The organism is Bacillus sp. 196mf (genome assembly GCF_003217275.1).
Lineage (GTDB): Bacteria > Bacillota > Bacilli > Bacillales > Bacillaceae_G > Bacillus_A > Bacillus_A thuringiensis_S.
Genome location: NZ_QJTG01000006.1, coordinates 1 through 21,741, shown reverse-complemented (window position 1 = coordinate 21,741; position 21,741 = coordinate 1). Strand labels below are relative to the sequence as shown.

Here is a 21,741-nt window from a genome sequence, read left to right as displayed (position 1 = left end):
TTTGACACGTGTTACTGATTCGATCAGGCATGAGTGGAGAAAAGTAAGGAATGTAAGCTAGAGAAAGGGATATACTACCCTTTGTATAGCTATCGTTCTATCTTTTTTTCCTCATGTCTTTTTGGCGTTTGTCGGAAGGTATCAATATAGATAAGAGAGGAAGGGTTTCCATGTTTAAGAAGATCTTTGGTGTTCTTCAAAAAGTCGGAAAAGCGTTAATGCTTCCAGTAGCGATTTTACCGGCAGCAGGTATTTTACTTGGATTTGGTAATGCATTTCAAAATCCACAGTTAACAAATGTTATTCCTGCTTTAAAGGCAGATTGGTTCGTAATGGTTGCAAAAATTATGGAACAATCTGGTGATATTATTTTCGCTAACCTTGCATTATTATTCGCAGTTGGGGTAGCAATTGGTTTAGCTGGTGGAGATGGAGTAGCTGGTTTAGCAGCATTCGTCGGCTACTTAATTATGAACAAAACGATGAGTGTGTTCTTAGAAGTAGATAAGCTAGTGAAAGTAACAAGTTCTGGAGCAGACCCAGTAAAAATTGGATTTGCAGATCCAGCGTATGCAAACGTATTAGGTATTCCAACGCTACAAACAGGGGTATTTGGTGGTATTATCGTCGGTATAGTAGCGGCATATTGCTATAATAAATACTTCAACATTGAATTACCATCATACTTAGGTTTCTTTGCAGGTAAGCGTTTCGTACCGATCGCAACTGCAACATTCTCTTTAATAGTAGGTATTATCATGTGCTTCGTTTGGCCATACATTCAAGGTGGCTTAAACACGTTCTCACATCAAATGATTGATGCAAATAGAACAATCGCAGCATTTATATTCGGTTTAATTGAACGTTCATTAATTCCATTTGGACTACATCACATTTTCTATTCACCGTTCTGGTTCGAATTCGGTCAGTATACAAATGCAGCTGGCGAATTAATCCGTGGTGACCAAAAAATCTTTATGGCACAGTTAAAAGACGGTGTAGAATTAACAGCAGGTACATTTACAACTGGTAAGTATCCGTTCATGATGTTCGGTCTTCCAGCAGCAGCTTTAGCAATGTACCATGAAGCACGTCCAGAAAATAAAAAATTAGCAGCAGGTATTTTAGGTTCTGCAGCATTAACATCTTTCTTAACAGGTATTACAGAGCCACTTGAATTTTCATTCTTATTCGTAGCGCCAGTATTATTCGGAATTCACGCTGTATTTGCTGGTCTATCATTTATGACAATGCAAATTTTAGGTGTTAAAATTGGTATGACATTCTCTGGTGGTTTAATTGACTTCCTATTATTCGGTGTATTACCAGGCCGTACAGCATGGTGGTGGGTAATTATTGTTGGTCTTGTACTAGCAGTTATTTACTACTTCGGATTCCGCTTTGCAATCCGTAAATGGAATCTAAAAACACCTGGTCGTGAAGAGGCAAATGCGAATGACGGTGCAGGAAAAACAGAGGCAGGCGAACTTCCTCGTGAAGTATTAGTAGCACTTGGTGGTAAAGAAAACATTGCTTCTTTAGATGCTTGTATTACTCGTTTACGTGTTCAAGTTAACGAACAAAAGAATGTAAACAAAGACCGCTTAAAAGAACTTGGAGCAGCTGGTGTACTTGAAGTTGGAAATAACATTCAAGCTATTTTCGGACCGAAATCTGACACGTTAAAATCACAAATTCATGATATAATGTCAGGTCGTACACCTCATGTTGAAAAAGAAGAACCTGTAAAAGTGGAAGAAACTCCTCAAAAAGTTGATGAAAATGAAACAATTGTATCACCAATCGAAGGGAAAATCTTACCAATTACAGAAGTGCCTGACCAAGTATTCTCAGGAAAAATGATGGGAGACGGATTTGCAATTGAGCCAACTGAAGGAACAGTAGTTTCTCCAGTTAACGGTGAAATTGTCAATGTATTCCCTACAAAACATGCGATTGGTATTCAATCTGAAGGCGGAAAAGAAATTTTAATCCACTTTGGTATTGATACTGTAAAATTAAATGGTGAAGGATTCGAGGCACTTGTAGCACAAGGTGATAAAGTGAAGCAAGGCCAACCATTATTAAAAGTAGATCTTGCATTTGTAAAAGAAAATGCACCATCTATCATTACACCAATTGTATTTACAAACTTACAACAAGGGCAACAAGTCGAATTGAAAAAAGATGGAAATGTTAAGAAGGGCGAAACCGCTATTATTGACATTCAGTAGGAATTTGACGCAAAATGTTTATAATTATAATAGGCGATGTGGTTGACCGAACATCGCCTATTATATACAATAGATGATGTAGTACTCACGTCTATACAACTAAAAAAAACTGTAATTTAAAGGAGATAAATAATCATGGAAAAAATCTTTAAAGTAACTAGCGACTCAGGAATTCATGCTCGTCCAGCAACTCTACTTGTAAACACTGCAAGCAAATTCGGTTCTGACATTAACTTAGAGTATAACGGAAAGAACGTTAACTTAAAATCAATCATGGGCGTTATGTCTTTAGGCATTCAACAAAACGCAGAAATTAAAATCACTGCAAATGGTGATGATGCAGCTCAAGCACTAGCAGCTATCGAAGAAACTATGAAAAACGAAGGATTAGGAGAATAATGACTCTTAACATTCAAGGGATCGCTGCATCAAGTGGGATTGCTATTGCAAAGGCTTTCAGACTTGAAAATCCTGAATTTAACATCGAAAAGAAATCAATTACAAACGAAGCTGCAGAAATTGCACGCTTAGACGCTGCGCTTGAGAAAGCAAAAACTGAATTAGAAGCTATTAAGGACCACGCATTTGCTGAGCTAGGTGCTGACAAAGCTGCGATCTTTGAAGCACATTTATTAGTGTTAAATGATCCAGAACTAGTAAACCCAGTAAAAGATAAAGTAAATAGCGAAAAAGTAAATGCTGAATTTGCAATGGATGAAGTTGCATCAATGTTTATTTCTATGTTTGAAAACATGGATAATGAATATATGAAAGAACGTGCTGCGGACATTCGTGACGTAACAAAACGCGTTCTTGCACATTTACTAGGAATTAACTTCTCAAATCCTGGTACAATTTCTGAAGAGGTAATCATTATTGCTGAAGATTTAACACCATCTGATACAGCTCAGTTAAACCGTAAGTATGCAAAAGGTTTCACTACTGATATCGGTGGACGTACATCTCACTCTGCAATTATGGCTCGTTCTATGGAAATTCCAGCTGTTGTTGGTACGAAAGTTGTTATGGAGAAAATCCAAAACGGCGATATCGTTATCATTGACGGTTTAGATGGAGAAGTAATTGTAAACCCATCAGAAGAAACTCTTCGTTCGTTTGAAGAAAAGAAAGCGAAATTTGAAGAGCAAAAAACTGAATGGGCAAAATTAAAAGACCAAGCTACTGTAACAAGTGATGGACATCACGTTGAGCTTGTTGCAAATATCGGAACACCAAATGATGTACAAGGTATTATCGATAATGGCGGAGAAGGCGTTGGCTTATACCGTACAGAATTCTTATACATGGGTCGTGACAATCTTCCAACAGAAGAAGAGCAGTTCGAAGCGTATAAAGCAGTTCTTGAAGGTGTAAAAGAAGGTCAACCAGTCGTTGTTCGTACACTTGACATCGGTGGAGATAAAGAGCTTCCATACTTACATTTACCAAAAGAAATGAACCCATTCTTAGGATACCGTGCAATTCGCTTATGTCTTGATGAGCAAGATGTGTTCCGTACACAACTTCGTGCATTACTTCGTGCTAGCGTATACGGTAACTTAAAAATTATGTTCCCAATGATTGCAACTCTTGATGAGTTCCGTCAAGCAAAAGCAATTTTATTAGAAGAGAAAGCGAAACTTGTAGAAGCGGGTACAACTGTTTCTGATTCTATTGAAGTTGGTATGATGGTTGAAATCCCAGCTTCAGCAGTATTAGCAGATCAATTCGCGAAAGAAGTTGACTTCTTCTCTATCGGAACAAATGATTTAATCCAATACACAATGGCTGCAGACCGTATGAACGAACAAGTATCATACTTATACCAACCATATAACCCATCTATTTTACGTCTTGTAAAAATGGTTATCGATGCTGCTCATAAAGAAGGCAAATGGGCTGGTATGTGTGGTGAGATGGCAGGCGATTCACTTGCTATCCCATTATTATTAGGATTAGGTTTAGATGAGTTCAGTATGAGTGCAACATCTATTCTTCCTGCAAGAACACAACTAAGCAAGTTGTCAAAAGCAGAAATGGAAACATTAGCAGAAAAAGCATTAATGATGTCAACTGCTGAAGAAGTTGTTGAACTAGTTAAAAGCATATAACCAATAAAAAAACCTGAGTCGATTTGAAATCGGTCTCAGGTTTTTTCTATGAGAAAAATAAATCTTATTTTCTTACTATAGAGGATAAGGAACGGAATTAGATAGCGATAGCAACGATATCAGTTGGGCATACACGTAAAATACCAGTAAAAGTATTTCGATTTTGATTGTTCTTATCGTCTTTATTGTTATCTTTGTCGTCTTTGTTATTACGAGCTAAAGCAGAGAAAAGAGCAACACCGTTAGCGAAACCTTCAAAAATTACATTGTTGAAAGTGCCATTACCTCTAATGCTTAAAAGAGAAAGTTCTGTTCCAACTGAAATGCTAGCAAGTACGTTACATACAGCTGGTTGTTGTGGTCTAACTACTTCTCTCTCTTTCTCTTTCTCATGATGTCTGCACTCTCTTTCATGATGATGACAGTCTCTAAAGTTATCACAGCATCCAAATGATCCAAACATAATCCTCATCACCCCCTTCACACTTATAATCTATGTAAGTTCGGTAGTGAGTGACTGGACAGAGAGTGGAATTTTTTCTAGGGGATTTTCTCATTTTAAATGACTAGCTGGGTGTTTAGTATGGAATGATGTTTAAAATAGGGGAAATATAACAAAAAAATGTAAAAACCACCGAAATAAATGAAATAGGTAGCCTTTACACTTTTTTACTTTTATATAAAACGATGATATATACAGGAAGAGCTAGGAGTAGTGGTACAATGGATCGTGCAGTATGTTTTTCTGATTCTAATTGGAATGCTTCTTCTTTTGGGAATTGTAAAATGGAGATGTTTGCGGCATCACCAATAAAATATAGAAGCAGTACAGTTACTATGTAACATAAAAGTGCGATAAAGCTTCCGTATGAACTCAATGAAAATCCCTCTCTTGTTATCTATTTGTTATCATTGTATCACAATTGTAACAAAAATACACGGGTATATTTCAACACCTAAACAAAATTCGACACAAAACGTCAAGTTTATTTATGATAAGGGAATAGAATATACTTTTCCCTTATCATAAATGTCGAATGATTTGTAGTAATATTACAAAAGTATGACAGGGAATAAAAAAACGAAGGCAATGTAGTTACCTTCGTTTTTTATTATTTTGCCCACTCACTCACTTGCTCTACGCTCATACGAGGTGCAGGGTGTCCTTTTAAAGTTGATTCACCAATTGTAATAAGCATAATTGGAACGTAACGAGATGAAACGTTAAATTCGTCTGTCAGTGCTTGTGGATTGAAGCCACCAATAGCACAAGTATCCCAACCAGTTGCTTTAGCTGCAAGCATAAGTTGCATTGCTGCTAAAGATGCATTTGAAAAGGCAGCATCTCTTGGGAATTGTTCACGAGCATATGCAGATTCAATATTTTTAGCTAAGCGTTCTTTTGCTTCTTCTTTCATAAATCCTTGTTCTACAATTGGACCATATACTGGCTCAACATTTTTATAAGCTTCTAAATCACCTAAAATAGCGACTACTGCAGAAGCATCAAGAATTTGTTGCTGGTTATAAGCTATTGGGTGTAATCGTTTTTGTACATCTTCACCTTGAAAAACAAGGAATTTCCAGTGTTGCAAGTTCCAAGCGGAAGGTGCTTGTGCTGCGGCTTTTAAAATCTCATGTAATTCTGTAGATGAGATTTCTTTATTTGGGTTGAATGCACGTGTAGATGTGCGTTCATATAGAACGTTAAAAAAGTTGTCGTTTGTCATTGTATATCCTCCAAATTGTATATCGAATTATTTTCAAAAAAATAATATACACTACTTACATTTTGTAAGTTATCGAATTTAAGAATATAATATCTTTATTTTAATTGTCAAGTTTTAAAAATAAGCTAGGGCATTCATACAAACGATACAATTCCTACAATCATACACTAAAAAAGGAATTTATAGAGTGAAAAGCGAAGATAACATTCTCAATTAGCTTGTTAATATGTATCTCTCACAAATTAAAGTTTATTGGAGAACAGTCTTTTAAAAAAGTTTGTGAGGAATTCAGTAGAACAAGATATATGAAGTGAGTGAAGACTAGTGATGAACATACTACATTTTTTATTAGAGAATACGGTTTTCCAAAATGTGTTACAAGATCTGCAGTTAAATGTCCTTTATATAGAAAATGGATGTAAGCATCAACAAACGGTAGAAAATATCCATCCAAAATGTATGTTTATAGCAAATAGTTTTGAAGAGGGCGAACTATTATTTCAAAGAACGAAACCACACATTATCATTACGTATGTAACAGATTATTCTCAAATAAAATATATAAAGAATATGTATACTCCGCACAGTACATTCATTGTCATTTGGGATCAACAAATAACAAAAGAATTCACAGATGTACTTGCATTAGGAATACGTAATATTGTAATAGCTCCTGTAACTCCGCAAGCAGTGTTAGAGGAAGTGAATAAGAGTTTGTATCAACTTTCTTTAGTAAGGCAAGTCGGTTTGCAGCAGGAATTGCTTCAAACGATGTTTGATTTTCAAAATGATCTATTATTTATAGTAGAAGATGATGAGATTGTTGATTGTAATACAAATTTTTTAGCTTTTTTTGGATATGAAAATCTGTTTGCCTATCGTGAGCAACATTTAGTATTTGCTGAACATTTTATTAGAGAAAGTGGATACTATTCGACGACGCATGATATCACATGGTTAGACGATACTTTATCAAGTGGTAGAAGAATTAAGATGCTAAATTATGAAGGGGTAGTATCCACTTTTTTATTACGTGCGACACCATTGCCAGAAGATTTATCAAGATTTATTGTAAAGTGCACGGAAATTACAGAATTAGATGAAATCTATCAAGAGCAAGAAAGACTTGCTATGGTAGATTCATTGACAGAGATTTATAATCGTTTAAAGTTTCAACAAATACTAGAGGTAGAGTGGGAAAAGGTAATACGTAGTGATGAGAAAATAGCTATCATTTTATTTGATATAGATAATTTTAAAACGGTTAATGACACATATGGTCATGATTTTGGTGATTTGGCATTAATACAACTTGCAGAGCTTATGAAATCTAAAGTGGAGCAACAACATGTATTTGCAAGATGGGGAGGAGAAGAATTCATTATATTAGTGACAAATACAGTAGAAAAGGAAGCATTTCAAGTTGCGGAGTCATTACGATTCTTCATTGAAACAAAGCAATTCACTGGAATTTCGAAGCTAACAGCTAGCTTTGGAGTTGCGTTATATGAACAAGGAACTACAAGAGAAGAATTAATGCAACGAGCGGACATTGCATTATATGAAGCGAAAAAAAATGGGAAGAATCAAGTATGTGTGTATAGAAAAGAAAAAATGTAATTTTTCGCAACAAATTGTTGCGATTTTTTTTTATTGTTTGATAATAGAATAGGGGGACAATTTTTAGTGAAGGAATTATGGAGGATCAATATGATAAAAAAAGTAATGGTGATGGCTTCACTGTCTGCTATAGTTGGCGGCGGAGTATACTATTTTCTTGTTAGCCCCAATATAAAGGAAAACACTGTATTAACAACTAAAGTGAATCCTACTATTGAATCAGAAGTACAAGGGAATATAGAAGAAAAAGAAGAGCAACAAATTGATTATGCTAGCATATCTCAAAAATTAGATCAATATTTAGTCGGAAAGCAATTTAATGGAACAGTTTTGGTAACAGATAAAGAGCGTGTTATATTGAATAAAGGATATGGGTATGCTGATGTTCAAAATAAAATAGAAAATACGCCTCAAACAAAATATCGTATTGGTTCTATTACGAAAACAGTTGTTGCCACATCTATTTTACAGTTGCAAGAACAAGGTAAATTGAATATTCAAGATAATGTAAATAAATATATTCCTTCATTTCCGGAGAATAAAAATATTACACTATATCATTTGTTAACCCATACCTCTGGTTTACCTGAACATGCGAAAGGAAATGTGAATGCTGCTTCCCGTTTACAGTTAGTTAATTGGATTGGACGTCAAAATTTAGAATTTCCTGCAGGAACAGGTTGGAGATATACAGATTATAATTATATGGTTCTTGCTTATATAATAGAACATATCTCGAAAAAACCTTTAGGAGATTACATAAAAGAAAATATATTTGTAAAAGCAGATATGCATGAATCCGGTATGGGAAATATGGTACCTGGAGATAAAAATTTTACAAAGGGTTATGTGAAAAAAAATCAAGAGCTTGTACCAGCGCAGAAGTTAGGCATGAATTGGCTATATGGTTGTGGTGAGATGTATACGACAGTTGGAGATATGAAGAAGTTAGACGAAGCAATTATAAATGGAAAACTTCTTTCTGAACAAAGTATACAAGCAATGTTTTCGCCTTCAGCAGAACGGAAATATGCATTTAGTTTTTATATATATCCAGATTATTTTCATAATCATGGTGTATTATCTGGTTGGAACACTTTCAATAATTTTAATAAAGAAAAAGGAATTTTTGTTATGTTATTTTCAAATGTAAAAAATAGTATGGATGATGACTTTAATAAAGAGTTCCGAAAGATGGTAAATGATTTATTAGAACAAAGGGGATGAGAAAATGGAACATAAAACTTTATCAATAGGTTTCATTGGTATTGGCGTAATGGGAAAAAGTATGGTTTATCACTTAATGCAAGATGGTCATAAAGTATATGTATATAATAGAACGAAAGCAAAAACAGATTCTTTAGTGCAAGATGGTGCACAATGGTGTGATACGCCAAAAGAGTTAGTGAAGCAAGTTGATATTGTAATGACAATGGTTGGATATCCACATGATGTAGAAGAAGTGTATTTTGGTATAGAAGGAATTATAGAACATGCAAAAGAAGGTACGATAGCAATTGACTTTACGACATCTACACCTACTTTAGCAAAACGTATTAATGAAGTTGCAAAAAGCAAAAATATATATACGTTAGATGCACCTGTCTCAGGAGGGGATGTTGGTGCGAAAGAAGCAAAACTCGCAATTATGGTAGGTGGAGAGAAAGAAATATATGATAGATGCTTACCTTTACTTGAAAAGTTAGGAACAAACATTCAATTACAAGGACCAGCTGGGAGTGGACAACATACAAAAATGTGCAATCAAATTGCGATTGCTTCCAATATGATTGGAGTATGTGAGGCTGTTGCTTACGCGAAGAAGGCTGGATTGAATCCAGATAAAGTGTTAGAGAGTATTTCAACAGGGGCAGCAGGTAGTTGGTCATTAAGTAATTTAGCTCCTCGAATGTTAAAAGGAGACTTTGAGCCAGGATTTTATGTAAAGCATTTTATGAAAGATATGAAGATTGCTTTAGAGGAAGCAGAAAAATTACAATTACCAGTCCCAGGCTTAAGTTTGGCGAAAGAATTGTATGAAGAGTTAATTAAGGATGGCGAAGAAAATAGTGGAACACAAGTATTATATAAAAAATATATAAGGGGGTAAACGAGGTGGACCTTCAAAAGTTTGATGAGATGATTGATACTGTACAGCGAGCTACTTGTATGCAAATTAATGAAAAACAAAAAGAAGCTTTTAAACAAAAATATGATTTTGAACCAGACTTTGAATATGGAAGAGATGAGAAGGGGCATTATGTAATTCGAACCTCTAAAAAGATGTTAGAAGAAATGGAGTTTTATTTGGCATTGAAATATGATCGTGATGGAGTGGATCTTTATATGCAAGCTGAGATTGACGGTATATTTCATGTATCTGTTAGCTATGGTGAAGATGCCCTACATCTACAAGAATTGTTTCAATTTCTAGAAGAAAATAAATAAAAGTCCTCATTTGAGGACTTTTATTTATTTAGTCATTATAAGTTAGAAGCTCGGCGACATCGTTCAACTGGGAATGGGATAATTTGTGCGATGTGATTAGGACCAAATTGTTTTGTACGAGCATGGCGTATTATATAAAAAGCACACAGAATTGAAACAGGAATAGCGCCGAATAAACCAAATAATAAAGCGCTTACACAAGATGCGACAAATCCTAAAACACCAATTTCTAACTCTTCCATAATAGCTCCTAAAATAACAGGAAATGCCCCACATGTAACTCCAAGTATAAGTGCGATAAGTAAGCTCATGATTATCCCCCTCTGTTTGCGATATTATTTTCCTTCTTAGTTAATTGTAGTATATCACATGCAAAACAGAATTTTCAGAAAAATTTCAATAAATGTTCAATAAATGTTCAAAAAATACACTTGAAAAATCAAGGCGTTAAATTTGTGATGAAATGGTACTTTTGAGTAAATAAAAAATCAGGCTTATTTCAAAAGTGAAATAAGCCTGTTCCATAGGAGGATGTATATATGTAGAGTGAATAAAAGTTTGGAAAAGGGGATCCAAGTCCTTTTATTCAACTAACTACCTTAATAGATTGGAACCCAGCCTTCAGTTGTCACAAAAATACGAATAGCTACAACTTGACGATCATCTTGCAAGGTGAAATAATGTCTTGCATTTTCTGGAACAGATATTAGATCGCCTGGCTCAAGTTCAACATCAAAGAATTTCCCATCTTTGCCTTCAATAGCGAAAATGCCATGACCACTGACGATAAAGCGGACTTCGTCGTCTGTATGATGATGTTCTTTTTGGAAATTAATTAATAATTCGTCAAGGTTAGGTGTGCTATTTGAAAGTGAAATTACATCATGTGCTTTATAACCTCGACGTGCTGAAACATCAGCGATTTCTTTTGAAAAAACAGCTAATATTTCAGCTTTGTTTTCATCTGTTAAAGAATAATTTTCATTTAAATGAGTAGGAAGTTTAGAAATATTCCATTTCTCATATAAAACGCCTTCCTCTTGTAGAAATTTAGATACTTCCACTTCATTTTCAATACGAGTATTTACTTCATGAATACGAATTTGCGCCATTAGAAACGCCTCCTTGAATTGATAGTAGTTTTATATGAAATTGGAATAAAAACTCATAAGCTTCTAATCTCTTCTTTGCATCAAAGCTATCTCGGCCCCATACGGTAATACCGTGGTTACGGATTAATACCGCTCCCGAATCACCTTGTATATGCTTTCGAAAGTTTTCTCCAAGCGTTGGGATATGGGCATGGTTTTCGATAATAGGAATGTGAATTGTTGCACCTTCTTCCCAAATATCGAGAGCTTTAATAATTTCTTGATTTTGAAGGGTAACTGCATCACTATATAAATTTGTGATGACATTATTATCAGTTGTATGAACATGAAGTACGCACCCGGCATTCGTATTGTTATAAATATGTGTATGCAATATTGTTTCTGCTGAAGGGCGTAATTCAGTCTCTAAAACAGGAACTCCTACATGATCTACTAATAGAAAATCATCTGGAGTGGTTTTTGTTTTATCTTTACCGCTTGCTGTAATGAGAAAAGTAAGTGGCTCATGACTAACTTTTATAGAAATATTACCACTTGTTGCTGGGAACCAATTTCGAGTTGTTAATTCTTTTTTTATCTCGCTTAAGTCATACCATTGACGAAAAAGTTGTTTCATGATTTCACCTCCAACAAATGTTTTAATTCATTTTGAATATCATGGAATGTTTCAAACGGTGTATAAGCAATATAATTCTCTGCACACTTTGTAATAAGGAAGTCACGAGCAAATACTTTATCTGCTTGTTTCGCAGCTTGTAAATCAGTAATTGAATCTCCAATCACAATATGGAAGTCATTCGTATCACTCAATTTACGGATGAGAGATGATTTACATAATCCGCAATGATTTTGACAATGATGATCACAAGGATGAGGCCAATTCACCGTAATGTATTCATTTGAAAAATCTGTTTCATTACAGTAAATTTGCTCTTTTGGAATGAGTCCTTGTAAGAGTGGATAGACGAAGAAATCCATTCCACCTGATATAACGTAAAAAGAAATGTTATTTTCATTTACAAATTGTATAAATTCATGAAAACCATTACGAAGTTCAGCAGTTTCTATTAAAAATTGAATAATTTCATCGTGCAGATGAGTAGGTATTAATCGAAATAATTGAGAAACACCTTCTTGAATAGATAGCTCTTGTGATAAAATTCTATTCTTTACTTCTTCAGCTTCTGGTGGTGCGAATTTTTCCATAATGGACATAATGTTATCATTATTTGTAATCGTGCCATCGAAATCACAAAATACTTGAATACTCATAATTTCACCTCATGAGAGGGATTTCCCCATATTTGTAGTGCACTATGCAAATTTATGTCATCTACTTCATGGAGTGGTTTATTTTGCAAAGTAGCCTCAATTGCAGTACGGAATGCTTTACCACCGCCTTGCGCCCCATTTGGATGTCCAAGTATCCCGCCGCCAGCATTAATAACAACATCTTTACCGAAATCTCGTACAATAAAGGGAACGAAACCAGGGTGAATACCAGCAGATGGAACAGAAAAGCTCTTCTTGAAAAATGCATCGTCTTCAGTTAAATATTTTGAGATAGCAAGAGCTTCCTCTTTTTCTAGCGCAACACTTCCGTATGGAGATGGGAATAATGAAAAGTCAGCCCCAGCATAGCGTAGTAGCTTTCCGAGTAATAATGGAGATGAAATTCCATATAACTTAGATGCTGAATAAGCACCACTTACAGCAGGGTGTGCCATAATAGGAACTGGGATTTCATCATCTTCTGCAAGTGATTGCAGTACATCTAGTCCGTAAGCAAATACGTTAAATAATAGAATATCAGCTCCAGCTTGCACTGCACGTTTCGCATTTTCTTTTAAATCAAAAGTTCGTCCTGTTAAATTTACGGCATATAACGTTTTATGTCCGTATGTTTCATATACGGATTGTAAAACTTCTTTTCCAGATACAATGCGTTTCGTAAGTGGTGTTAATGCATTTTCAAATAATATTTCATCATCTTTTACTATATCTACACCACCACTTGCTTGATCACGTAATTGCGTTTTTAAATACCCAATATTTCGTCCAATCATTCCTTTAAAAATACTCATTAAAAGGGGACGATCATGCACTTGTAAAAGGTTTCGAATCCCATCTATCCCGAATTTTGGACCAGGAAAATGTTCTTTCAATTCTTCTGAAAAAGTTAAGTCAATTAATTTTACTTCGCCATCAAGGGATAGCTTTCCAAATGTAGTCGTTAAAATTGCTGGTAAATCTGGACTGAAGTTTAATAACGGATATTCGATTTTAATAATTCCGCGTTTTACTTTTTTACGTAAATACGAATTCGTATGTTCATGTTCAGCTAATTCCTCAATATGAATGACGTTGCCTTTATGTTGCTTTAATTGTTCTTGCAATAATTGTGGCAAATGAGTCCAAGAGCCAATTGTTAAACCAAGTGCAATTTGCTCAGCCTTTTTTTCTAAGTTATGTGAATCATCATGGATTAAATACGTCGCTATAATTCCGCTCATTGTTATAACCTCCTAGTTAAATAAAAAAACCTCTCAGCTAAGGAGAGGTTTTTTTACAACCAGCTCCTTATCTGTCAGCATAATGCTGCGAGAATTAGCACCGTGTCTACGATTGTAGATCGGTTGCCGGGTTTCGTCGGGCTCGTCCCTCCACCTGCTCTTGATAAGAAGTATTTAGAAATGTTTAAATTTTTAAGATAACTGAATTTTGTCAGATATTTTTCATGTTGTCAATTACTTTTTGAAAAAAATTTAATTTATCAATTCGATTAATGGCTTCTCGTAATCTATCTTCTGTATGCAAGAGACCAACACGGACATACCCTTCGCCATGTTCACCAAATCCAACACCAGGAGCAACTGCAACGTGTGCTTTTTCTAGTAAAATATCAGAAAATTGCTCGGATGTATAACCTTCTGGTACAGGAAGCCATGCAAAGAATGATCCGGTTGGAATGTCTACATTCCAACCAATTGAGTGACAAGCTGAAATAAGAGCGTTTCTCCGAGATTCGTAACTATTTACAAGATCTACTACACAAGACTGTGAACTTAATAGTGCTTCGCGAGCAGCATCTTGAATTGCACCAAAAATACTAACATACATATGATCTTGCAATAGGTTAATGGTTTCGATGACACTTTCATTTCCAACTGCAAAAGCAATACGCCAGCCAGCCATATTGAAAGTTTTTGATAACGTGTAAATTTCAATTCCTATATCTTTCGCACCATCTGCTTGCAAGAAACTAACAGGTTTTTGACCATCAAATCCGATAGCACCGTAAGCGAAATCGTGAACAACTAATATATTATGTTTATTAGCAAAATGAATGGTTGTATCAAAAAAATCTTTTGATGCAGTAGCACCTGTAGGGTTATTTGGATAGTTTAAAAACATTAACTTTGCCCGTTCAGCGATAGAGTCGTCAATTTTTTTATAATCCGGTAAAAAATGATTTTCTGCAATAAGCGGCATGGTTTCAAAGTGTGCCTTTGCTAAGGCAACCCCAGATAAATAATCTGGATAGCCTGGATCCGGAACGAGAATTGTATCACCAGGATTTGTAAAACAAATTGGTAATTCTACTAGTCCAGCCTTCCCACCAAACAAAATAGCAACTTCAGTTTTTGGGTTTAATTCGACGCCGTATTCACGTTTATAGAATGTAGTCACGGCTTCCTTTAAGCTTTCATGTCCGCGAAATGGCGGATATTTATGATGAATGGTCTTTTCGGCAGCATCTTGTAAAGCTTTTACGATATGCTGCGGTGTTGGTTGATCTGGATTACCTTGACCTAGATTAATAACATCGTGACCAGCTGCAACGACTTTGTTAACTTTTGCAACAAGTGAAGCGAAAAATTGTGTTGGCAATGATGTTACTATCTCAGAAGGTTGAAATAATTTCATACTTTCCACCTCTTTTGAAAGTTGTTACAATTCTAGTGACAAATGATATAATCTTTCCAGTATTTTGTAAAGAAAAAAATAAGAATGGGGCTGAAAAAATGAAAGTCGCATGTATTCAAATGGATATTGTTTTTGGAGATGTAGAAAAAAATATTGAGAATGCTAAAAATAAAATAAGCGAAGCTATGAAGGAAAGGCCAGATGTTATCGTCTTACCAGAACTATGGACAACAGGATATGATTTAACGAGACTTTCTGAAATTGCAGATAGGGATGGAGTGGAAACGAAAGAAAAGTTAATAGAATGGGCGAAGCAATATGATGTACATATTGTTGGTGGTTCTATAGCAAAGCAAACAGAGCAAGGCGTTACAAATACGATGTATGTTGTAAATAATGAAGGACAGCTAGTCAACGAATATAGTAAAGTACATTTATTTCAGCTTATGGATGAACATAAATATTTAATAGCCGGTAATGGTACGGGCGAATTTAAGCTGGATGATGTTGAATGCGCTGGAACAATTTGTTATGATATTCGTTTTCCAGAGTGGATGCGTGTCCATACTGCTAAAGGGGCAAAAGTATTATTTGTTGTAGCAGAATGGCCATTAGTTCGTTTAGCACATTGGCGTTTGCTATTGCAAGCAAGAGCAGTTGAAAATCAGTGTTATGTTGTTGCATGTAATAGAGCGGGAAAGGATCCAAATAATGTATTTGCGGGTCATTCTTTAATTGTGGACCCTTGGGGTGAAGTTGTAGTAGAGGCGAATGAAGAGGAATCAATTTTATTTGGAGAGCTTGAATTCGAGAAAATTAAAGAAGTACGTAAAGGAATTCCAGTTTTTGCGGATCGCCGTCCAGAATTATACAAATAAAATGTTGACAAGTGATTTTTATTCTTGGTATAGTCTTCAACATAAAGTTAAAAATTCAAAAAATTATACAACTCTTATCAAGAGCAGGTGGAGGGATTTGGCCCGATGAAGCCCAGCAACCGACCGTAATACCATTGTGAAATGGGGCGTTTATTACGCCAAAAGGCACGGTGCTAATTCCAGCAGAAAGTAAAACTTTCTGGCAGATAAGAGGGGAGAAGATAAACTTCTCTGCCAATTAAGTAACAACAGGTGTTTTGATGGCGGTGGTAGCGAATTGGTAAAGATTACGAAAAATCTTTTTCCATAAATGCAACCGCCTCAGCTTGTTTAGATGGATACAAATGACTATAAGTATTTAATGTTGTCGCTACATTTGAATGACCTAATCTCTGAGCTACTACAAGGGGACTTACTCCTTTGTTAATCAGATAGGATGCATGAGAATGCCTGAATTCATGGAGTAGAATTTTTTTGACTTTTGATTTCTCTATATACTGTGAATATTTTTTATCTAGCGTTGTTGTTGCTATACTATTATAGAACTCTCCAAACACAACATAATCATTTTTTATTGGTGTGTTTACAGTAGCATGATTTTTAAGATCTTTCAACAAATGAATGACATGTGTTGGTAACATAATAATTCGATTGGATGTTTTTGTTTTAGGCTTTGTAATCTGTCTGTTATAATCTGTTTTGTTTATATCAATTGTTTTTTCCTCAAAATTAACATCTTCCCAAGTTAAAGCCAAAAGTTCTCCTTTTCTGGCTCCGCTGTAGTACAGTGTTGAAAAGAAAGATTTATAAAGTAGATTGTCTACAGTAGAAATGAATTGTTTAAATTCTTCAAATTCCCAAAAATTCATTCTTTTATTTGATTCGAGTTCAAAGTTTCCTGCTATTCTAGCTGGATTTTGGGTTAAACCATAGAATTTGATAGAAAAATTAAATATGGAAGAAAGTATGGTATGGATTCTTTTTAAAGTAGCTGCTGAATATGTATGAATAATTTTATTTTGATAATTCATAACGTGTTTAGCAGTAATTAAATCTATTTTCAGTTTTCCAAACTCATTAAGTAAATGTGTATAGATAATATTTTTAATTACATTAATCGAAGACTGTTTCCTCCTCTGACAATACCAATCAAAATAACTATCCGCCACTTGTGCAAACGTCAAGCTAGAGTTCGTCTCTTTTTCAACTAACATCTTCGCTTCCGCTTCACGTGCTTCCTTTTTCGTTTTAAACCCACGACGCTTTACTTGCTTTTGAGTACCATCAAATTGACGGACTCTGACAACAAAGAAATAGGTTCCTCGTTCTTTATCCTTATAGATCACCATAAAAAAGTCCTCCCGCGTATATAAAGATTGATAATTCAATTTATTGAGTAGATTATAACTTGTTTGTTACCAAAAGAAAAGGCTCCCAAAATAAATTGAGAGCCTTTTCTTTGACTTGAACCACTTTAATTTTAATAACATATTATCTATATGAAAATAAAATTGCCGTTTAAAACAGTATAGCATATTTAAATCCGAAAATACTCCAAAAATAAAATTCCCCACTAGGACTAGTGGGGAGATTGGTTAGGGACACCAATCAGGATGATACAAGTAAGGATAAAATTATAATACCATAAAAATAGGTTGACACATATTGAGAAAAATAAGAATTTATTCATTGCAATATTGTAATTAGAATCAAAATTGGTTGGGTACAATCATCAAAAAATGGCTGGCTTCTGGATTTGATTTCGGTAGAATATAATAAAAATGAACCAATATTCATTGAAAATGGAAAATGTTCCAAGATATTTTTATGGAAATAGAACAAATATCTCGAGACATATATTTATCAAGTTGTAAGGGGTTGGAAGAGAATATAGGTTCGTGATAACATTAATCTTGTATACAGTATAGGGGGTTCTGTTAGTCAATTAGACAGAATAATCATAAAAAACAAAATAAATTCAAACATAAAAACTCGCAGAGCGTGTGTAAGAGGTGATCGTGACAAAACCGCTCACACCGTTCATCCTAGCTACTTTAGGACAAACATTTGCATCATACGAGTTCCTCGTCAGTGTAACACACACCTAGTAAATTTAGAATGTGTCCTGGGTTGAGAAAGTTAAAGCTGAGGGCTTTTTATGTTATACCGGATGGAGGGAAGATTACTTTGAAGTCGCTACATGTTGAAGTTTGCGAATTAATTGACAATAGACCTGAGTTAACATATGCGAGTGTTGCTGAGGCTATTGGAGTAAGCGCGCAGTACATGTCCAAATTTAAGAAAAATGGAACCATTAATTTTGGTGGTCTTTTAAAGTTGGCAAAAGTATTAAGCTTTCCTGATCAGAACTTTAGAATGACTATGAGTAATTTTTGTTTAAAAGTTGATACAACAGAATTAATTAAACAAAGCTTTGAATATGCAGCAATTACTAGGGATATTGAATTGTTAAAAAAGCTGATCGAGAAGTATCGAGATGACCGGGGGAGCATTAAGGAGTATGTAGATGTATATGAAATCTTGTATAAATATATAGTAAATGAGATTGGTGGTAAATCATTGATTAACAGCCTACAAACACTACGACAACCAACCGATTGTTGTTTGCGGATACTAATGGATATAATGAAATGTTATAATTATTATTTTTCTAAAGATTTTCCTATGATGATTGGACTGGGCAGAGAAGTAGAACAAAGTTTGAAGCATCTAAGTGGTGGCCGGAAAGATTTTATTTTGCATTGTTACTTTCACAGAGTGTATGAGATTTTAGCGCCTGTATACTTACGATTAAATAATCGTGATTTGACAAGAAAGTATGCTGCTGTGTTAAAAGGTTCAAATTTTTGCTCAAAAACTGTTTCTGATGCAACATATTTAATGGGTATGTCTTATTTACTTGAAGATAAACAGAAATGTTTGTCGCTATTAAAAGAAAGCTATGAATTATCAAAAGCTATTGGAGAGAAAATATTAGAAACTGAGGCACTTTATAATTTGAAATTGGTTGAATTATACTATGAATTAGAAAATAATCAGTCAACTAATAATTTGGACGGAATAGAAAGATTGGCTTCGAGGTTCTATCAAAAAGAAAACGAAGATTTTATTGTATTGTTTAAGGCAATGAGAGATAATTCTAATAAAAGTTTGCATAATTGTCTAAAGCAATTCTTTAGTCAAGGCAATTACTTTTTTTCTAGTTTAAGTGCAAGAGAGTTATATAAGCGGGGAGAAGATTCTGCTATAATTGAATGGATGATGGATTATCAATATGAGGTAGGGGGGAAGGGCTTTGAAGAAATCAATATTGATAATGTCGCTAATGATGACTTTAATGGCAATGCCGTTTGTTACTAATCAAGGATTCGCAATGAAGGGCATTAACGTATCTTCTTATGTGGATATTAAACCTGGTGGATAAACTAAAAAAAGAGCTACTTAGATAAATTTGCTAAGTAGCTCTTTTTTTAGTTTGTCAATGGTTTTTGCGAAAAAAATTAAAATCGATTTTTGGCTAATCTTGACACATGTATAAGGATTAGTAATAAAATTATAGAAAAGGGGCTAATTTACAGTAGGTGTTGAGATAATCGTTTATAGAGGAGATTAGATAATATGAATAAAGTAAACGGGGGAAAAATTCAACAGGAATGGCAAAACGTAGAAGAAAAAATTAAAACGATGTTAGTACTGGAACAAATTTTTAGTGAGGATGAAGAGTTTATAAATATGGTCAATAAAATTAAAACCATGATTAATACTCAATAATCATGGTTTATTTTTCGTGTATTTTAAGTAAGTCATCAATTAAATTTATAATCGTTTGCTTTGTTTCGGATGGCATATTATCAAGACGCTTCATAAGTTGGGCAGTTTCAGAATTAATCCTTTCAGATTGAAAAGAAGGTTCGGTTTGTAAACCTAATAAATAATCTATCGACACACCTAATACGGTAGCTATTTTATAGGTATTTTCTCTCGAAGGACTTTTTCTATTAGTTTCATATAAGGATATTGCAGAACGATTAACATGTAAAGCATCCGCTAATTCTTGTTGTGATATATTTTGTTTTGTGCGAATAAATTTTATACGGTCTCCTAATGTTACCATTACTAACACCCTCCGGTTAACTGAATTAAACATTTCTATGATTATAATAACTAAAATAAGTAAATGAAGCAACGTTTTTTAAGCAAAACTATTAAAGTACATAAAAAAAGATTTGCAGAAGAAACCATTTTATCATATGATGTTAGCAGAGGTAACTAAGGGGGGATGAAGATGAGAAAATTTGATGGTAAGAAGCTTTATTTATTAAGAAAAAATAAAGGGTTTTCACAGAGAGAATTAGGAGAGTTATTAAATTGCAGTCATTCTCTAGTAAACCTGATGGAAAATGGTAAACTGCAACCCACAACTGCGAAATTATTGGGGATTTCAAGTATCTTTAAAGTTTCTATAGATGAGTTGTTTATTGATTTTTTTTAACCTTATAGTTAACATAGGTAACTATACATAGAATCTAGAAACTACTTTTAAAAGGGGTGATACCCATGCACAAAAACCTATACATAGCCAGAAAAGAGCAACGTATGACACAAGTGGCAGCGGCAAATTTGATTCGCATTTCACCGAGAGCATATTTTGCTAAGGAGCATGGTAAGAGTGATTTTACCCTAAAAGAAGCACAGAAACTAGCAGTATATTTTAAGACAACGGTGGACGAGCTGTTTGCCCCGGAAAATAGTGAGGCAACTGCACTTACTATCTTGCCATATGAAGTGGAGTATCATGAGCCGGAAGTAAGTGAGAAAGGGCAGGTGAATACCTTAATCGCGAAATATGGAAATAATAATTTATCGGTAAGGGAAGGGGATGTAACACTTAGTGTATGGCTCAACAGTAATGACTACTCATTAGATAAAATCCCACAATTGTTTAAGGCATTTGCTACATGTCTGGAAGAGTTTTATGCAAAAAGTTAACTGAATTGGAACGTTTGTTGTAAAAAGGTGTAGTAGGCATAGGCAATGCTGTTACATCTTGAAAAGAAAAAGGAGAGAGTGTGTAGTATGAACCAAGCAGTTCTAAAAAAAGACCTACAAAAGAAACAAATACTAGATGAATTCTTACAACACTGCGAACAAAAACAAGTAGAAGCACTACAAAAGAATGATCCCTATCAGTTTTGCATCTGGATCAAAGAAGCCCGGTTAGCCCGAAGGGAGTTGGTAGCACTGTATCGTGCGAAAGAGAAACATGATGAGGAACGTGCGCGTATTCAAGGAATTGTTCACCGCTTGAGAAATATAGGCGTGAATGCCGATGTTGTGGAGAGGGTGCATTATATTACGCTTTCAGAGGAGGTTAGCTGAATGCTAGAAAACCCAAACACCATAGGCAACTTACACGATTCCCCTAGACAAGACTTTGAACACTATTGTAGCGATTGTGATGGTGAATTGTATTTCGGTATGACGTATTACGAATTTGAAGGGAGTCTCATTTGTGAGGAATGTAATGAGAAGTTTCTAGAGCGACATGGCACGCGTTTTGTCGCAGGGGAATAAAAAAGAACTCACGGGAATGAGTTCTCAATAAAAATTTAAGGTAAAGCCAGTATAACACAGAGGGTGAGTGAAAGAAACATGCAGGC

The 21,741-nt window shown here is 34.7% G+C and carries 23 protein-coding genes, 1 pseudogene and 2 riboswitches; of the genes and pseudogenes, 13 read left to right on the top strand and 11 right to left on the bottom strand.

What is annotated here, in order from left to right:
- Positions 1 to 170: 170 nt before the first annotated feature.
- The 3 genes from ptsG (at position 171) to ptsP (ending at position 4,345) form a co-directional block, all read left to right on the top strand.
- Positions 171 to 2,234, top strand: a complete 2,064-nt coding sequence (gene ptsG, locus ATL10_RS11120; protein WP_061659903.1) for a PTS glucose transporter subunit IIABC — start codon at positions 171 to 173, stop codon at positions 2,232 to 2,234.
- 135 nt (positions 2,235 to 2,369) lie between these two features.
- Positions 2,370 to 2,633 carry a phosphocarrier protein HPr gene (ptsH, locus tag ATL10_RS11115; protein ID WP_000411080.1) on the top strand — a complete coding sequence of 88 codons (264 nt, stop codon included), beginning with the start codon at positions 2,370 to 2,372 and terminating at the stop codon, positions 2,631 to 2,633.
- Entirely contained in the window at positions 2,633 to 4,345 is a 1,713-nt protein-coding gene (gene ptsP, locus ATL10_RS11110; RefSeq protein WP_000174216.1) for a phosphoenolpyruvate--protein phosphotransferase, read from the top strand. The genes ptsH and ptsP overlap by 1 nt, the downstream gene beginning before the upstream one ends.
- Positions 4,346 to 4,442: 97 nt before the next feature.
- Here ptsP and ATL10_RS11105 read toward each other — a convergent pair whose 3' ends face one another.
- From ATL10_RS11105 to ATL10_RS11095, 3 genes are all read right to left on the bottom strand, one after another.
- A complete protein-coding gene (locus ATL10_RS11105; protein WP_000468017.1) occupies positions 4,443 to 4,808 on the bottom strand; it encodes a DUF3915 domain-containing protein in 366 nt (121 codons plus the stop codon).
- Between the two features lie 196 nt (positions 4,809 to 5,004).
- Positions 5,005 to 5,223, bottom strand: a complete 219-nt coding sequence (locus ATL10_RS11100) for a hypothetical protein (protein ID WP_000100485.1) — start codon at positions 5,221 to 5,223, stop codon at positions 5,005 to 5,007.
- A gap of 234 nt (positions 5,224 to 5,457) precedes the next feature.
- Positions 5,458 to 6,075 (bottom strand): nitroreductase family protein, encoded by a 618-nt coding sequence (locus tag ATL10_RS11095; protein WP_000180387.1) that lies wholly within the window; start codon positions 6,073 to 6,075, stop codon positions 5,458 to 5,460.
- Positions 6,076 to 6,402: 327 nt separating this feature from the next.
- Between ATL10_RS11095 and ATL10_RS11090 the strand changes: the two genes are divergently transcribed.
- The 4 genes from ATL10_RS11090 (at position 6,403) to ATL10_RS11075 (ending at position 10,143) form a co-directional block, all read left to right on the top strand.
- Positions 6,403 to 7,695 carry a GGDEF domain-containing protein gene (locus ATL10_RS11090; protein ID WP_001023187.1) on the top strand — a complete coding sequence of 431 codons (1,293 nt, stop codon included), beginning with the start codon at positions 6,403 to 6,405 and terminating at the stop codon, positions 7,693 to 7,695.
- A gap of 90 nt (positions 7,696 to 7,785) precedes the next feature.
- Complete coding sequence (locus tag ATL10_RS11085; protein WP_141541671.1) at positions 7,786 to 8,922, top strand: serine hydrolase; 1,137 nt, start codon at positions 7,786 to 7,788, stop codon at positions 8,920 to 8,922.
- 4 nt (positions 8,923 to 8,926) lie between these two features.
- Positions 8,927 to 9,805, top strand: a complete 879-nt coding sequence (locus ATL10_RS11080; protein WP_000400437.1) for an NAD(P)-dependent oxidoreductase — start codon at positions 8,927 to 8,929, stop codon at positions 9,803 to 9,805.
- A 5-nt stretch (positions 9,806 to 9,810) separates the two neighbouring features.
- Complete coding sequence (locus ATL10_RS11075; protein ID WP_000365617.1) at positions 9,811 to 10,143, top strand: DUF3909 family protein; 333 nt, start codon at positions 9,811 to 9,813, stop codon at positions 10,141 to 10,143.
- 35 nt (positions 10,144 to 10,178) lie between these two features.
- Here ATL10_RS11075 and ATL10_RS11070 read toward each other — a convergent pair whose 3' ends face one another.
- From ATL10_RS11070 to ATL10_RS11045, 6 genes are all read right to left on the bottom strand, one after another.
- Positions 10,179 to 10,454 carry a hypothetical protein gene (locus ATL10_RS11070; protein WP_000054659.1) on the bottom strand — a complete coding sequence of 92 codons (276 nt, stop codon included), beginning with the start codon at positions 10,452 to 10,454 and terminating at the stop codon, positions 10,179 to 10,181.
- 288 nt (positions 10,455 to 10,742) lie between these two features.
- Entirely contained in the window at positions 10,743 to 11,255 is a 513-nt protein-coding gene (locus ATL10_RS11065) for a 1,2-dihydroxy-3-keto-5-methylthiopentene dioxygenase (protein WP_000057317.1), read from the bottom strand.
- On the bottom strand, positions 11,233 to 11,871 hold the full coding sequence (locus tag ATL10_RS11060) for a methylthioribulose 1-phosphate dehydratase (RefSeq protein WP_000811341.1): 639 nt from the start codon (positions 11,869 to 11,871) through the stop codon (positions 11,233 to 11,235). Before ATL10_RS11060 ends, ATL10_RS11065 begins: the two co-directional genes overlap by 23 nt.
- Entirely contained in the window at positions 11,868 to 12,527 is a 660-nt protein-coding gene (gene mtnX / locus ATL10_RS11055) for a 2-hydroxy-3-keto-5-methylthiopentenyl-1-phosphate phosphatase (protein WP_000027488.1), read from the bottom strand. Before mtnX ends, ATL10_RS11060 begins: the two co-directional genes overlap by 4 nt.
- Positions 12,524 to 13,768: a 2,3-diketo-5-methylthiopentyl-1-phosphate enolase gene (gene mtnW / locus ATL10_RS11050; protein ID WP_110496925.1), complete on the bottom strand. Its 1,245-nt coding sequence runs from the start codon at positions 13,766 to 13,768 to the stop codon at positions 12,524 to 12,526. Before mtnW ends, mtnX begins: the two co-directional genes overlap by 4 nt.
- 64 nt (positions 13,769 to 13,832) lie before the next feature.
- A riboswitch (SAM riboswitch) is annotated at positions 13,833 to 13,938 on the bottom strand.
- 41 nt (positions 13,939 to 13,979) lie between these two features.
- Entirely contained in the window at positions 13,980 to 15,182 is a 1,203-nt protein-coding gene (locus tag ATL10_RS11045; RefSeq protein WP_110496923.1) for a pyridoxal phosphate-dependent aminotransferase, read from the bottom strand.
- A gap of 14 nt (positions 15,183 to 15,196) precedes the next feature.
- On the opposite strand from ATL10_RS11045, the gene ATL10_RS11040 reads away from it, so the two are divergent.
- Complete coding sequence (locus ATL10_RS11040; protein WP_016512349.1) at positions 15,197 to 16,060, top strand: carbon-nitrogen family hydrolase; 864 nt, start codon at positions 15,197 to 15,199, stop codon at positions 16,058 to 16,060.
- Between the two features lie 71 nt (positions 16,061 to 16,131).
- Positions 16,132 to 16,273, top strand: a riboswitch (SAM riboswitch).
- A gap of 74 nt (positions 16,274 to 16,347) precedes the next feature.
- Here ATL10_RS11040 and ATL10_RS11035 read toward each other — a convergent pair.
- Entirely contained in the window at positions 16,348 to 17,409 is a 1,062-nt protein-coding gene (locus ATL10_RS11035) for a tyrosine-type recombinase/integrase (protein WP_110496921.1), read from the bottom strand.
- Positions 17,410 to 18,247: 838 nt separating this feature from the next.
- On the opposite strand from ATL10_RS11035, the gene ATL10_RS11030 reads away from it, so the two are divergent.
- On the top strand, positions 18,248 to 19,441 hold the full coding sequence (locus tag ATL10_RS11030; RefSeq protein WP_258375771.1) for an AimR family lysis-lysogeny pheromone receptor: 1,194 nt from the start codon (positions 18,248 to 18,250) through the stop codon (positions 19,439 to 19,441).
- 258 nt (positions 19,442 to 19,699) lie between these two features.
- Positions 19,700 to 19,852, top strand: a complete 153-nt coding sequence (locus ATL10_RS31250; protein ID WP_181419323.1) for a hypothetical protein — start codon at positions 19,700 to 19,702, stop codon at positions 19,850 to 19,852.
- A gap of 7 nt (positions 19,853 to 19,859) precedes the next feature.
- Here the strand turns inward: ATL10_RS31250 and ATL10_RS11025 are convergent, their stop codons facing one another.
- Positions 19,860 to 20,195 (bottom strand): helix-turn-helix domain-containing protein, encoded by a 336-nt coding sequence (locus ATL10_RS11025; RefSeq protein ID WP_110496916.1) that lies wholly within the window; start codon positions 20,193 to 20,195, stop codon positions 19,860 to 19,862.
- A gap of 171 nt (positions 20,196 to 20,366) precedes the next feature.
- On the opposite strand from ATL10_RS11025, the gene ATL10_RS11020 reads away from it, so the two are divergent.
- The 3 genes and pseudogenes from ATL10_RS11020 to ATL10_RS11010 all read left to right on the top strand — a co-directional run bounded on the left by ATL10_RS11020 (position 20,367) and on the right by ATL10_RS11010 (position 21,460).
- Positions 20,367 to 20,573 (top strand): helix-turn-helix domain-containing protein, encoded by a 207-nt coding sequence (locus ATL10_RS11020; RefSeq protein ID WP_110496914.1) that lies wholly within the window; start codon positions 20,367 to 20,369, stop codon positions 20,571 to 20,573.
- 65 nt (positions 20,574 to 20,638) lie between these two features.
- Positions 20,639 to 20,818: pseudogene (locus ATL10_RS11015) on the top strand (helix-turn-helix transcriptional regulator); the annotation flags it as partial.
- A gap of 339 nt (positions 20,819 to 21,157) precedes the next feature.
- Complete coding sequence (locus ATL10_RS11010; RefSeq protein WP_110496912.1) at positions 21,158 to 21,460, top strand: hypothetical protein; 303 nt, start codon at positions 21,158 to 21,160, stop codon at positions 21,458 to 21,460.
- The last annotated feature ends 281 nt before the right edge of the window (positions 21,461 to 21,741 follow it).

Excerpts from the sequence above, each read along its gene's own strand:
- ptsG (WP_061659903.1), top strand. The coding sequence starts at position 171 with ATGTTTAAGAAGATCTTTGGTGTTCTTCAAAAAGTCGGAAAAGCGTTA.
- ptsH (WP_000411080.1), top strand. The coding sequence starts at position 2,370 with ATGGAAAAAATCTTTAAAGTAACTAGCGACTCAGGAATTCATGCTCGT.
- ptsP (WP_000174216.1), top strand. The coding sequence starts at position 2,633 with ATGACTCTTAACATTCAAGGGATCGCTGCATCAAGTGGGATTGCTATT.
- ATL10_RS11105 (WP_000468017.1), bottom strand. The coding sequence starts at position 4,808 with ATGTTTGGATCATTTGGATGCTGTGATAACTTTAGAGACTGTCATCAT.
- ATL10_RS11095 (WP_000180387.1), bottom strand. The coding sequence starts at position 6,075 with ATGACAAACGACAACTTTTTTAACGTTCTATATGAACGCACATCTACA.
- ATL10_RS11090 (WP_001023187.1), top strand. The coding sequence starts at position 6,403 with ATGAACATACTACATTTTTTATTAGAGAATACGGTTTTCCAAAATGTG.
- ATL10_RS11085 (WP_141541671.1), top strand. The coding sequence starts at position 7,786 with ATGATAAAAAAAGTAATGGTGATGGCTTCACTGTCTGCTATAGTTGGC.
- ATL10_RS11080 (WP_000400437.1), top strand. The coding sequence starts at position 8,927 with ATGGAACATAAAACTTTATCAATAGGTTTCATTGGTATTGGCGTAATG.
- ATL10_RS11070 (WP_000054659.1), bottom strand. The coding sequence starts at position 10,454 with ATGAGCTTACTTATCGCACTTATACTTGGAGTTACATGTGGGGCATTT.
- ATL10_RS11065 (WP_000057317.1), bottom strand. The coding sequence starts at position 11,255 with ATGGCGCAAATTCGTATTCATGAAGTAAATACTCGTATTGAAAATGAA.
- ATL10_RS11060 (WP_000811341.1), bottom strand. The coding sequence starts at position 11,871 with ATGAAACAACTTTTTCGTCAATGGTATGACTTAAGCGAGATAAAAAAA.
- mtnX (WP_000027488.1), bottom strand. The coding sequence starts at position 12,527 with ATGAGTATTCAAGTATTTTGTGATTTCGATGGCACGATTACAAATAAT.
- mtnW (WP_110496925.1), bottom strand. The coding sequence starts at position 13,768 with ATGAGCGGAATTATAGCGACGTATTTAATCCATGATGATTCACATAAC.
- ATL10_RS11045 (WP_110496923.1), bottom strand. The coding sequence starts at position 15,182 with ATGAAATTATTTCAACCTTCTGAGATAGTAACATCATTGCCAACACAA.
- ATL10_RS11035 (WP_110496921.1), bottom strand. The coding sequence starts at position 17,409 with ATGGTGATCTATAAGGATAAAGAACGAGGAACCTATTTCTTTGTTGTC.
- ATL10_RS31250 (WP_181419323.1), top strand. The coding sequence starts at position 19,700 with ATGAATAAAGTAAACGGGGGAAAAATTCAACAGGAATGGCAAAACGTA.
- ATL10_RS11025 (WP_110496916.1), bottom strand. The coding sequence starts at position 20,195 with ATGGTAACATTAGGAGACCGTATAAAATTTATTCGCACAAAACAAAAT.
- ATL10_RS11020 (WP_110496914.1), top strand. The coding sequence starts at position 20,367 with ATGAGAAAATTTGATGGTAAGAAGCTTTATTTATTAAGAAAAAATAAA.
- ATL10_RS11010 (WP_110496912.1), top strand. The coding sequence starts at position 21,158 with ATGAACCAAGCAGTTCTAAAAAAAGACCTACAAAAGAAACAAATACTA.